The organism is Pseudoalteromonas sp. G4 (genome assembly GCF_028875915.1).
Taxonomy (GTDB): Bacteria; Pseudomonadota; Gammaproteobacteria; order Enterobacterales; family Alteromonadaceae; genus Pseudoalteromonas.
This window is the reverse complement of the sequence record NZ_JAPEHW010000099.1, coordinates 1-12,560: the sequence shown is the minus strand read 5'-3', so window position 1 is coordinate 12,560 and position 12,560 is coordinate 1. Positions and strand designations below refer to the sequence as shown.

13 protein-coding genes are annotated in these 12,560 nt (G+C 40.0%); 9 read left to right on the top strand and 4 right to left on the bottom strand.

Annotated elements, in window-relative coordinates:
• Positions 1-268: 268 nt before the first annotated feature.
• Complete coding sequence (locus tag ON073_RS18705; RefSeq protein WP_342455426.1) at positions 269-754, top strand: LysE family translocator; 486 nt, start codon at positions 269-271, stop codon at positions 752-754.
• Here the strand turns inward: ON073_RS18705 and ON073_RS18700 are convergent.
• Positions 749-1,648, bottom strand: coding sequence for a LysR family transcriptional regulator (locus ON073_RS18700; protein WP_274763399.1), 900 nt, complete (start codon positions 1,646-1,648; stop codon positions 749-751). The two genes, ON073_RS18705 and ON073_RS18700, sit on opposite strands and share 6 nt — an antisense overlap.
• Before the next feature lie 105 nt (positions 1,649-1,753).
• Here ON073_RS18700 and ON073_RS18695 point away from each other — a divergent pair, with 105 nt between their 5' ends.
• The gene (locus ON073_RS18695) at positions 1,754-2,257 is read left to right on the top strand and encodes a lactoylglutathione lyase family protein (protein ID WP_274763398.1); all 504 of its coding nucleotides are present in this window, start codon (positions 1,754-1,756) and stop codon (positions 2,255-2,257) included.
• 259 nt (positions 2,258-2,516) lie between these two features.
• Here the strand turns inward: ON073_RS18695 and bla are convergent, their stop codons facing one another.
• The 3 genes from bla to ON073_RS18680 form a co-directional block, all read right to left on the bottom strand.
• The gene (gene bla / locus ON073_RS18690) at positions 2,517-3,236 is read right to left on the bottom strand and encodes a subclass B1 metallo-beta-lactamase (protein ID WP_274763397.1); all 720 of its coding nucleotides are present in this window, start codon (positions 3,234-3,236) and stop codon (positions 2,517-2,519) included.
• 150 nt (positions 3,237-3,386) lie between these two features.
• The gene (locus ON073_RS18685) at positions 3,387-4,166 is read right to left on the bottom strand and encodes a substrate-binding periplasmic protein (protein ID WP_274763396.1); all 780 of its coding nucleotides are present in this window, start codon (positions 4,164-4,166) and stop codon (positions 3,387-3,389) included.
• Between the two features lie 472 nt (positions 4,167-4,638).
• A complete protein-coding gene (locus tag ON073_RS18680) occupies positions 4,639-5,007 on the bottom strand; it encodes a winged helix-turn-helix transcriptional regulator (protein WP_274763395.1) in 369 nt (122 codons plus the stop codon).
• Positions 5,008-5,125: 118 nt separating this feature from the next.
• Between ON073_RS18680 and ON073_RS18675 the strand changes: the two genes are divergently transcribed.
• From ON073_RS18675 to ON073_RS18645, 7 genes are all read left to right on the top strand, one after another.
• On the top strand, positions 5,126-5,707 hold the full coding sequence (locus ON073_RS18675) for an NAD(P)H-dependent oxidoreductase (RefSeq protein WP_274763394.1): 582 nt from the start codon (positions 5,126-5,128) through the stop codon (positions 5,705-5,707).
• 11 nt (positions 5,708-5,718) lie between these two features.
• Positions 5,719-6,261: a redoxin domain-containing protein gene (locus ON073_RS18670; RefSeq protein ID WP_274763393.1), complete on the top strand. Its 543-nt coding sequence runs from the start codon at positions 5,719-5,721 to the stop codon at positions 6,259-6,261.
• Between the two features lie 464 nt (positions 6,262-6,725).
• Positions 6,726-6,935, top strand: a complete 210-nt coding sequence (locus tag ON073_RS18665) for a cold-shock protein (RefSeq protein ID WP_040134885.1) — start codon at positions 6,726-6,728, stop codon at positions 6,933-6,935.
• A gap of 127 nt (positions 6,936-7,062) precedes the next feature.
• Positions 7,063-7,467, top strand: coding sequence for a hypothetical protein (locus ON073_RS18660; protein ID WP_274763392.1), 405 nt, complete (start codon positions 7,063-7,065; stop codon positions 7,465-7,467).
• 540 nt (positions 7,468-8,007) lie between these two features.
• Positions 8,008-8,961, top strand: coding sequence for an ABC transporter ATP-binding protein (locus ON073_RS18655; RefSeq protein WP_274763391.1), 954 nt, complete (start codon positions 8,008-8,010; stop codon positions 8,959-8,961).
• A complete protein-coding gene (locus tag ON073_RS18650; protein WP_274763390.1) occupies positions 8,951-11,884 on the top strand; it encodes a Gldg family protein in 2,934 nt (977 codons plus the stop codon). Before ON073_RS18655 ends, ON073_RS18650 begins: the two co-directional genes overlap by 11 nt.
• 10 nt (positions 11,885-11,894) lie before the next feature.
• A partial coding sequence (locus tag ON073_RS18645) for a DUF4340 domain-containing protein (protein WP_274763389.1) occupies positions 11,895-12,560 on the top strand: 666 nt, incomplete at its 3' end.

The following is a 12,560-nucleotide window of genomic DNA, read 5'->3' as shown; positions in this document are numbered from 1 at the left end:
TTTTATACAAGGCAGAGGCTGCGTAGCATAGTTATTCTATGTAAGTCAGGCGATAACACAGTAAAAAGCCAATCAAACGCTGCCGAATGGTTCTTTTGAGCGCACTTTTCTCATTGTTGCCTATATGGATGTAGGTAAGGGGCGTGAGCAGGACGCGGAAGCTTTGCTCGATATTCGCGTAGATTGCTAGGCCACACTTCGAGCGCCTCGATAAAATCACGCTCAAAATGAACAAAAATAGAACAGCAAAGATGAACAGACCCTAAGTATTTGTATTGGTTTTAGTTTAATGCTGCTGGTTGTAGGCTTTGGTTTTGGCCAGCTTTTTGCCCTTTATCCCACGTTACATTTCGTTATTAAATGCGTGGGTGTTGGCTGTTTACTTTATTTAGCATGGCTTATTGCAAGCAGCAGTTCAGATGTTGAAAAGAGTCGTCAAGCAACGCCTTTTTCGTTTATGAAAGGTGCGCTGTTTCAATGGGTAAATGCTAAAGCATGGATTGTTGCAACAGGCGCTATTGCAGCGTTTACCTCAAGTGGTGGCGATCTAGTAACTCAGCAATTAATTATCTCACTGACATTTTTTATCGTGTCGTTCCCTTGTGTTGGTGTGTGGTTGTTATTCGGATCTATGCTGCAAAACGCACTCAATAGCCAAAGCCACAGGCGCATATTTAATTTATCTATGGCTGGTTTATTGGTGTTATCAGTATTACCGGTAATACACGAGATTATTTCCCAGTTACTTTTATAATACATCGATTGAACCGTCAAAATGCTCACTTATCAAATCCAAAACTAAATCGAAACGAGCAGGTAAGTCTCGCTGATATTTTTTAACTAAATACCTAGGCTGTGAAATTGGTTTAGGTAATTCAAATTCACAAAGCACATCTTTAAAAGGTGAATGAGCAATTGCTACTTGCGGTAACACGGTGAAACCCAACCCTTTAGATACAGGTAAAAGAATTTGATTGAGCTGGTTGATATAACCACTAACCGGCATAAGTTCCATACTGCTAGGGTGTTTATCAAGTTGAGTAAACACCATGCTTAGGTAGTGCTTGCCATCTGGGTGATTAATAAACCCGCGCTGGCATAAATCATCAAATGATCTAATCGTACCTTGCCAAGCTTTTGCCATCACCACAGAAATTTTTTCATGGCTTAAGCGCGTTGCGGAAAACCCTTTATCAGCTGAATAGTGGTTAACAATGCCTAAATCAATTGAGCCTTGCTGAATGTGCTCTAAAATACGTTCGTTTGGTGCAGTTTCAAGCTCGCACACCAGGTTTGGCAACTTAACTTGTAGTGCAATAAGCTTTTCATACAGAGATAATGCATTTGCGCCAGAGCATGCAATACGACACACCCCACTGTGTTTATCATCAAAGCTAAGTTGCTCGAGTAAATCAATCTGCCCCTTAAACGTCGACAACGCATAGTCATATACCAACTTTCCTTGCTCAGTAATTTCAAATGCTTTGCCATAGCGCTTTATTAAGGCTTGGCCGCAATAACTCTCTAACTTTTGCAAATGTTGGCTAACACCCGGTTGTGTCATTGCTAATAAATCTGCGGTTTTAGTAAAACTTTTTGTTTCAACTAGGGTGATATAAGTTTTTAACCATATGTTATTTAACATCATAATTTTAAATTATAGATTTTCTAAAATTTTATAATTTCAATTAATTTAGTTTATTAACTAGGCTTAGCACAAGTAAATAGTCTTGTTAAAAAAGGAAGAAGCACAATGTCACATACTTACCCAAGAAGTTTTTCGCACATTGGTATTTCAGTACCTGACCTAGAAGCCGCAGTAAAGTTCTACACTGAGGTGTTAGGTTGGTATTTGATTATGGAACCTACTGAAATTATTGAAGACGATTCGCCAATAGGCGAGATGTGCACCGATGTGTTTGGTGCTGGCTGGCAGCGTTTTCGCATCGCCCATTTATCTACTGGTGACCGCATTGGTGTTGAATTATTTGAATTTAAAAACCAAGAAAACCCTGAAGATAACTTTGAGTACTGGAAAACAGGTATTTTCCACTTTTGTGTGCAAGACCCAGATGTGGAAGGACTGGCTGAAAAAATTGTTGCCGCAGGCGGTAAAAAACGCATGGCAAAACCACGCTATTACTACCCCGGTGAAAAACCTTACCGTATGATTTATATGGAAGACCCATTTGGCAATATCTTAGAAATATACAGCCACAGCTACGAGCTACATTATGCAAGTGGCGCGTATAACTAAGCTAATTTGTAAAAACAAAACGCGCCATAGTTTTTAGTTAAACTATGGCGCAATTGATTTAACTTAAACTCGAGTTAAAAAGTTTGTGCAAAATCTGTTATGTAAAGATTATGTTGTTTTATACACTCGTGTTTTATTGCTTTTCTCAGTAACAAGGCCATTTGAGCGCAAATAACGAATCCATTGCAAACAAACTCAACACACTAATAAATAAAAGTAGCTGCGCTACAAAGTGACTTTTATTTTGATCTCAGGTTATTTATCGTTCTTTAGACATCGCGTTCTCTGCTAAATGCAAAGTGTGAGTTAGTAACTCTTTATTTCCCGCTTTACCATGCCCTGGTACCACTAATTTGATGTTAGGAAATTGCTTAAGCGTATTTTCAATTGATGTTGGCCACTTTGAAACAACTGCATCTTCAAGGTTGCCTAAATTTTTACTGTTAAGCCCCTTTACAAAACAACCACCAAAAAGCATTTGCGGCTTTTCAAGCCATACCACAACATTATCAGCGGTATGCCCACCACCTGGATAAAACACGTCTATTTTGTCTTTAAGCAGCGAAAACTTATTCTCTTCGATAATATGTGTTGCCGACAACCCTTTATGTTTTTCCAATAACTGATTCGTTTTTTTATAGGCATAAGTTGGAATATTTCGCTGATTTAGCACAGCTATACCACCGCTTGCATCTTGATGAAAATGCGTAACAACAGCCGCTTTAAGCGTAAAACCTTGCTCTTGTGTCCAATCAACTAACTTTTCAGTATCACTGTTAGACCAAGGTGTATCAATAATAAAAGCGTCTTTACCGTCAACCACAACTAAACCAGAAGCACCAACCATGCCCCACTTACCTACTTGCTCGTAGGAAACATGTTGGTAAATATTTTCATCTATTGCTGTAACTGTTAACTCAAATTGTGCTGCGCTTGCCAGCATAGGTAATGCGAGCAAAGAGTAAAAGATGTGTTTCATATCAATTTAATGCTTTTAGTAGCTAACTAGATACCTAAATTAAAGTAATTTAAGTGTTTAAAAATAATAGGGTATATAAGTTGGGTGAACATTAGCAAGAAAATAAAACACTCACTATATGTAATATTTAAAAAGCTAACTTACCTAATACTAAAAATTAATACCGTTTGGTGAAATCGTATTGATGGCATCATTCATAGCATCAATAAATGCCTGATTTGAAAACCCCTGTTTTTGAAAATCTCTTGCATAGCCAATATGTGCAGACTGCGACGAAATGACTTCTTTCACCACAAAGTCACGCTTAAATTGCGTGTGGTAATGACTTAACACTTCGCTAAGGGTAATCAAGGTCGATGTTTCATCATTTATGTAACAATCAATGCGACGTTTTATAAGCTTTTCTACATTACTTGCAGTACTTTTATTGGTCGCCAAAATAATTCGCCGTTTACTTACTGCCGATTTATATTTTTCATTAAGCAGTAAGTACCCAGCATTAATCCCTAACTTTAGTGCAGGGCGAGCTTTAGGCCCAAGACTAAAAGCATACTCTAAAGATACATCCTTATGACAAAACACCACGACTTTTTCAATGCCAATCGAATTTGAATAATGGGCTATAAAAGGCCTACGTTGGTAATGAATATAAGGGGGTAAAAGAGCAAACTCTTCACCTCTTTCAATTAACTTTAAAGCGCGTTTCCATGGTACTGGCATCACACTAATGGTGTAATCATCTTTCAACTTACGAGAAAGTTTCTTTAAGTAATCAATATAGATCCCTTTTAAAACACCATTTTCAACATAACTGTAAGGCGGGTAATCATCATCTGCCAGAATACGAACCTCTACTGGGCTGTTGGCAAAGCACTTAGTAGATAATATGAAATAGCAAAAAAGATAGCTTAAAGCACGTACAAGACTCATTTTCATTGCCTTGTAAATTCAAGCAAATTCCATAGTTTTACGGCAAATTTAGCGTTGCTACCGTGCTTTACCATTGATCACCATGTTAAAAATTACTTTTAGCTTTAACAGTAGCTTAGAAGATAAACAATTTCCTTTAATCAAAGTGCATTATTGTTGAGTGATGATATTTTTAGCGAGACCTATCAATTACCCATTAATTACAGAGAGTTGCGCGAGAGCACACCTCAGTCACACGAAGTTAACTGTAATCAAACAATTTATGACTGAGTTTCGAATAAATCAGGTGGTTTTATGGCGTGCAATTTAATTCGTTTGGTATTAAAAGTACAACGACTTATTTTTGGCTTATTGGCTTATTGGCTTATTGGCTTAGTAATAGATATTTTTTATGGTAAAAGATATCTATTACCAATCCTTATTTGAAGGTGTAATTGTCAAACGTAAGCTAAGGTACAAAATGCCATTTAAGTTATTTATTTAACTCAATATCGTTGGACTCTGACCACACACGTAATGATTCAAGAATACCAAGTGCAGAGCGACCAAACTCGGTTAATTCATAAGTCACAGCCACTGGGCGCTCATTAATGACTTTGCGTAAAACCAAGCCTTCTTGTTCTAGCTCTTTTAGGCGTTGATCAACCATTTTTTTAGTGGCCCCGCCTAACATTCTTACTAAATCATTAAAGCGAACAGGCTCATCTTTTAAATGATAAATAATTGATCCTTTCCATTTACCGCCAATCAATCGCATTCCTTTTTCAATGGCGCAAGGTTCATCACACACATTAAAAACTTTTTTTCGTCCCTTAGCGTCTGTTTTTACATAACTTTCCACTAAAAAAGGTCCTCATTAAACTAGGTTACTAAAAGTATACTAATTGTAAAAGCACACTAGGTTCCTAAAATATACCTCAAATACAGTTTTGATGAAAGCAACCACAGGAAAGTAAATTATGAGCAATATTTTAATCATTAATGGCCATCAGTATTACCCTTTTTCAGAAGGCAAACTCAACGCAACATTGGTTGACTCTGCAGTCACATTACTTAACCAAAAAGGACACAACACCAGAGTCGTAACAATGCAAGATGAAATCAATGTCGAGCAAGAGCTTGAAAACCATCAATGGGCAGACGTGGTTATCTTTCAGTCACCAATTAATTGGATGGGTGTAACTTGGTCATTCAAAAAATACATGGATGAAGTGTATACAGCAGGTATGGGTGGTGCATTGTGTAATGGTGATGGTAGAACAGCCGAAGAGCCTAAAAAAAATTATGGCCGTGGCGGCACACTAACAGGCACAAAATACATGATGTCGGTTACATTCAATGCACCTGAAGAATCGTTCAATAATCCAGACGAATTTTTTAACGGTAAATCGATAGATGATCTGCTCTTTCCAATGCATATGAATTTTAAGTTTTTTGATATGCAAGCCTTGCCAACATTTGCTTGTTTTGATGTGATGAAAAACGCAGATGTAGAAAACGATTTAAAACGCTTTGAAGCACACATCAACAAACATTTTTAATGGAGTAAATCATGTCTTTTGAATACACACAAAAATTACATGCTGGAACAGAGTTTCCTAAATTTAATGCAACACTTCTGTCTGACGACATTGTTGAAATTGGCTCACCTAAAGCCGGTCATGATTGGCAATTGGTGTTGGTTTATCGTGGTCGCCACTGCCCACTTTGCACTAAATACCTTAATCACTTAGCAACTTTTCAAGAGCGTTTATCTGAAATTGGGGTGGATATAGTGGCTATTTCAGGTGACAGTAAAGAACAACTCACAGTCCATTTAGAGCAGCTAACAGTAAGCTTTCCTATTGCCTACGGTTTAACAATCGAGCAAATGAATACACTTGGCCTTTACATCTCAGATCCACGTTCAGAGCAAGAAACCGACCATCCGTTTGCAGAGCCCGGATTATTTGTTGTAAATGCAAAAGGCGAGATTCAAGTTGTGGATATCTCAAATAATCCATTTGTGCGTCCTGAACTTGAAGCATTAGTAAATGGTTTAGCGTGGATCCGTAATCCAGACAACAACTACCCAATTAGAGGTATGCATCGTTAACAGTGAAACACGCCCATGCTTTGTGAAAGCTCAACACACTGTTTTCAAAGCACGCAATAAGCTCAATGGACTTAACAACTAAATGTTAAGTCCATCACTCTAACCAAATACAATTATCAACCCTAAAACTATTCAGAAAACCTGATTAATCGCTTATTGTTCAATTGATTAATAGAAGATGTAAAACAGAGTCTCAACTATCAAGAGAAATTGAAGCTGTTTACTTAACAAACAAATTTTGAGTAAAAATTTCCCAATTTTGTCATTAAATTATCATTGACTTTGACTTGCATGCCAGTTACTTTGACTTTGTAGCTAATAAGTTGAGTTACAGTATTATTTCTTCATTTCGCCGAATTTGATGTACGACGTCCTGTAGTCACTAACACTTTGCTTTATTTTGACGCTATTCACGCTCATTATGAGCAATTGTTACACCCAAATTTATATACTGGATTTATATCATGTCAGAAAAAGTAAACGGCACTGTTAAGTGGTTCAACGAATCAAAAGGTTTTGGCTTTATCGAGCAATCATCAGGCCCAGACGTATTTGTACACTTTAGTGCTATTACTGGTGACGGCTTCCGTACCCTTACTGAAGGTCAGAAAGTTGAGTTCACTGTAACGACAGGTCAAAAAGGACCTCAAGCTGAAAACCTAGTGGTTTTATAAGCAAAAATTCCGGAGGCAAGTAATCTACTTGCCTCAGCTCTATCCACTCCACATATAAACCAATTGCTAACTGCACATTAGTTTTAAATCCGTTACACTTAATTTTATTTCTTTTTTTGTTTTGTTTATGAAATTCAAAGCTAGCAACCGTCATGGCACATGTGAAGTCGCTTTAGTTGGTGAACGCATTATTTCGGCTGCATTTATCGGTAGCTTTAATGACAAAGGCGTACAACACTATGCAAATGAAATTAAGCGCCTAGTAAGCACTTTTCAAAATCAACCTTTCGCCATGTTAATTAATAACCTTGAAGTAGAAGGAGGCACACCAGAAGCATACCAAACCCTCGATAACTACAATGAGTGGTTAAATCAGCAAGCAATTGTAGCAAAAGCTTTTATTATTGATAACAACGTCACCAAACAAATCTTACTAGCGCGTACACCGGCACTTAAAAAGCAAAATATCGCATTTTTTGAAACATTTGACGAGGCTGTAAGTTGGCTTAAAGCACAACTAGCTAAATGTTAACACGCTGGAAAGTATTGTTTATCTGTTAGCCCCACCTCCTTTTTCTGCAACCACAAGATAAATAAGCCGTTTTCAACACAGGCAAACTCGTCAACTTCCGCTATTTATGGTTAGCTCTATTGCCTAACTTGTTATTGCAACAAAAAATAATCACTCCCTCTTGAACTTTTTTAATTTGCCCATATCAGAAAATACGATTCGTTCTTTACTTTGTTTGGGGAATTTACCCTGCAACTATGGAGATAATAACAATGTATTTTTCGATAACGTCTCAAGCACTCTTTTCAAATAAAAATCTATTTATAAACAACTAGATACTAAGCTGAGCTTTGGTTAAGAGATTTACTGACATAGCGATATTTAATCGATAAGCGTCATTTAAGTCTGCAGCCGGAAACTTTTAGGGATAATAAGGCAAATTTGCGCGTCAATAGCAGGCCTATTGCAAGTAAATTTAACGCAGTTAGCGTTGAAAGTAGCCGCTGCAGATAGATTTATTATCCAGAGATCAGGTTAGTTAAGCTTAATTCGGAGACTTCCATGTTAGAGGTGAGTAATTTAACTCGCAGCTATGGCAGTTTTAAAGCTGTAGATTCTGTGAGTTTTAAAATCCAAAAAGGTGAAATTATCGGGCTGCTTGGGCACAACGGCGCGGGTAAAACCACCATAATGAAAATGATCAGCGGCTATCTTGAAGCCGACACTGGCGACGTCAGCTTAAATGGCGTAACGCTTTCTAAAGACCCTAAAAAACTTCAAAGCCAACTCGGTTATTTACCCGAAAGTTTGCCTGTCTATCCAGAAATGAGCGTGGCCGAATACCTAGATTATGCCGCTGATTTAAAAGGGTTAAAGGGCAACACTAAAGTAGCCGAAATCAAACGCGCCATCAAAGCCACTGATTTATCTGCAAAATTATTGGTACCCATCGAAACCTTATCGCGAGGTTATAAGCAGCGTGTGGGTGTAGCACAGGCTATTTTGGGGCAACCAAAACTATTGATTTTGGATGAGCCAACCAATGGCCTAGACCCAGAGCAAACACAGCATATGCGTGAGCTGATTAAAGACATCGCCAAAAAAGCCACTGTGATTTTATCGACACATATTATGCAAGAGGTGAACGCTTTATGTGATCGCGTGTTGATCTTGAAATCGGGGCAACTGGTACTCGATGAACAACTCGAAGCATTGCAGCACAGCAAACAGCTGGTGGTCGAAAGCGACTTAGCAGAAGTGAAAAAACTTACCGACATCAAAGGCATTTTTGCTGTCGAGCACGAGGCACAAAAATTTATCGTGAGCTTAGAAGACAAGGCGAATATGCGGCAAGTTTCTGCAAATATAAGCAAAACCATTATTGAAAGTGGCGCGCAATTGTTTGCCATTTACCCGCAAAAGCGTGACCTAGAAACCGTCTTTAACCAAATCAATAACGACGAATTTGTCGCGACCGCGAATAACACTAAGGGAGGAGCCGCGCATGCAGCCTAGTCAATCAGCGCAGTTTAATGCTGTTCGTATTGCGCAAAAAGAAATCGCGCTATTTTTCTCATCGCCAATAGCTTACTTGTTTATTGGCGCATTTGTGTCGTTAACCTTGTTTATCTTCTTCTGGGCTGAGGCATTTTTCTCTCGCAATATTGCCGATGTGCGCCCGATGTTCGAGTGGATGCCTGTTCTGCTTATCTTTCTATCGGCAACCTTAACCATGAAGCTCTGGAGTGAAGAGCGACGCAGCGGCACCATCGAATATGTGCATACCTTATCGGTGCCCTTGTGGCATTTTGTGCTAGGCAAATTTTTAGGCTGCTTGGCACTACTGGCGATAGCGTTAGTGATCACACTACCTTTGCCGATCACGGTTAGTTTTTTAGGCGATTTAGACTGGGGCCCAGTTATTTCGGGTTATTTGGCGGTGTTGTTATTGGGTAGCGCCTATATTGCCATTGGTTTGGCGGTATCAGCGCGCAGTGATAATCAAATTGTCAGTTTGATCACTGCATGTGTGATTGGCGGGATTTTTTACTTTATTGGTACTGCTGCGATAACCGACTTTTTCTCCCATCAAGGGGCTGAATTTTTAAGACAACTCGGCACCGGTGCGCGCTTTGACGACATCACCCGTGGTGTCATTGATGTTCGGGACTTGATCTATTATGTTTCGTTAACTTTAGTGTTCTTGGCTTTAAACACATACTTTTTAGAGCAAGAGCGCTGGGCGAAAAACGACAACAAAGCAAAGACACAATCAAGTCATCATAAAACCTGGCAGCTAGTGACAGGTTTGCTGGTAGTAAATTTACTCACAGCTAACGTGTGGCTCAGTCAGTTACCGCAATTGCGTTTAGACACCACCGCAGGCAAACAATACTCGATTTCTGAGGCGACTGAGTCTTATTTGGTGCAGTTGCAAGAGCCTATGTTGATCCGAGGGTATTTCAGTAATAAAACCCACCCGTTACTAGCGCCACTGGTCCCGCAAGTAAAAGACTTATTGCAAGAGTACGAAGTCGTTGCCGATGGCAGAGTGCGCGTAGAGTTTATTGATCCGCAAATGCACCCAGAGCTTGAAGAAGAAGCCAACACTCAATTTGGCATTAAACCAATGCCGTTCCAAGTGGCCGACCGTTATCAAGCGTCCATTGTCAGCTCTTATTTTAATATTCTGGTGCAATACGGTGACGAGCATCAAGTACTAGGGTTTAGAGACTTAATTGAGGTTAATGCCCGCGCCGAGTCAGATGTTGAAGTGCTGTTACGTAACCCTGAACATGACATTACCCGCGCGATTAAAACCGTACTGCAAAACTATCAAAGCGGTGGTAACTTATTCGATACCGTGAAGCAAACACTGACGTTTAACGCTTATGTGTCGGCAAATGACAAATTGCCAGAGCAATTACAAACCTTAAAGCAGGGCATTGAAAAGCACTTAAATGATGTGCAGGCCAAGTCTTACAATAAGCTGAGTGTAAACTTTATCGAGCCAGAAGCCGAAGGCGGTAAAGTTGCAACTCAAATTGCTGAAGACTATGGCTTTGAGCCAATGGCAACCAGCTTTTTCTCAGATCAAACCTTCTACTTTTATCTGACTTTGGCGGGTGAAGATCAAATTGTACAAATTCCACTGGATGACTTTAGTGACGCAAGCTTTGAGCGCAACCTCGATGCGGCAATTAAGCGTTTTGCCTCTGGATTTACTAAAAACTTGGCTCTGGTAAAACCCGCTTCAGCACCGAGTTATGGCTACGGTATGCCAAGCAGCAGCTTTAGAGAGCTAGAGCGCATGCTAGGCAGTGAGCTGAACATCATCAATGAAGATTTAAGCGATGGCAGTGTTTCGGGTGAAGCCGATATTCTAATGCTCGTCGCGCCTAAATCACTGGATGAAAAACAGTTATTTGCTGTAGACCAATTCTTAATGAAAGGCGGGACGGTGATCGCGGCGACGTCGCCTTATAGTATCAATCTTGCTGGTGGTAGTTTGAACATGACCTCAGTCGACAGTGGGCTGACAGTTTGGTTGGCGCATCATGGTTTAAACATTGAAAACAGCCTAGTGATGGATGCTACCAATGCGGCATTCCCAATTCCGGTGACCCGCAATGTCGGTGGTTTCCAGTTGCAAGAAATGCGTATGTTGGATTACCCGTACTTTGCAGATATTCGTGAAGGGTTAAATCCAGACAATTTAATTACCTCTGAGCTACCGCAACTGACTATGGCTTGGTCGTCGCCCATTACCCTTGCAGAGAATAAAGAAAATGTAACATTCACTAAATTGATTGAAAGCTCTGACAAAGCGTGGACGTCATCGTCACTTGATGTGATGCCACAACTTAACGCACAAGGCGAGACAAGTTACATCTCAGAAGGTGACACCGCGAAGCAGTTAATGGGTGTGATGGCACAAGGTAAATTTACCTCATACTTTGCGGATAAAAACTCTCCGCTTTTAGCTGCCAAAGAGTCTGACACTCAAGGCGATGCATCGGATGACAACACCGAGAATGAGTCTGAAAACAGTGAAGCCCAGAGCGACACGCAGTTTGATGTCAGCAGTGTGATTAAGCACGCGCCAGACAGTGCACGCATTATCTTGTTCAGTTCAAATGATTTTGTACAAGACCAAGTGCTGCAACTAACCGCAGGCGTATCGCAAAACGATTATTTAAATAGTTTGCAGCTGATGATGAACGCCGTGGATTGGTCGCTGGAAGACCGAGCATTAATGAGCATTCGCGCGCGCGGCAATTTCAATCGCACCCTACCACCGATGGAGCACGACCAGCAGCTTATATGGGAATACGGTAACTATGCGCTGGCATTCGCATTGTTAATGGGCTTAGCCCTATTTGATCGTCAACGAAGAAAGCGCAAGCAGCGTGAGTATTTAACTTGGATTTCGCAATAGGAGTGCAACCATGAATAAAGCAGTAACTATTTTATCTATGGTCTTAGGTGCACAAGTGATTTTAGCTGGCGCACTATTTTATAACGGCCAAAATAGCTTTGAAACACAAGCGCCAGTGTCATTGTTAAGCCTAGAACAACACGCCATCAACGAAATTACCTTAAAAGAAGGTGATAATGAAAAGCCGCTTACATTGGTAAAAAACGGTGAGAATTGGCATTTGGCTGAATATCCAAACTTACCTTTACTTGATTATAAAGTGTCAGCTCTGACCGACACTTTAATCAACAGCAAGGTGAATTGGCCTGTGTCACGCACTGAAGCCAGTCATGAACGCTTTAAAGTGGCCGATGACAACTTCGAAAAGCGCATCACCTACAAGCTAGGTGATGATGAAGTTGACATATTGTTAGGTGAGTCACCCAGCTTTAAAAAGCTCTACGTGCGTAATGGCGACAATAACGATGTGTTCACCATAGAGTTCAGCGGCTATCAGCTGAGTGTCGATAAAAATGATTGGTTGAGTAAGTCATTGCTGTCGGTAAAAGATATCAGCGAAATCAGCCAAGCAGGATTAGCGTTTGAAAAAACGCAAGTAAAGCATGATGCTGACCTAGACAAACGCACAGAGTCTATCGCAGATAAAAGCGCTGCCTTACCAGATATCATCAATGCA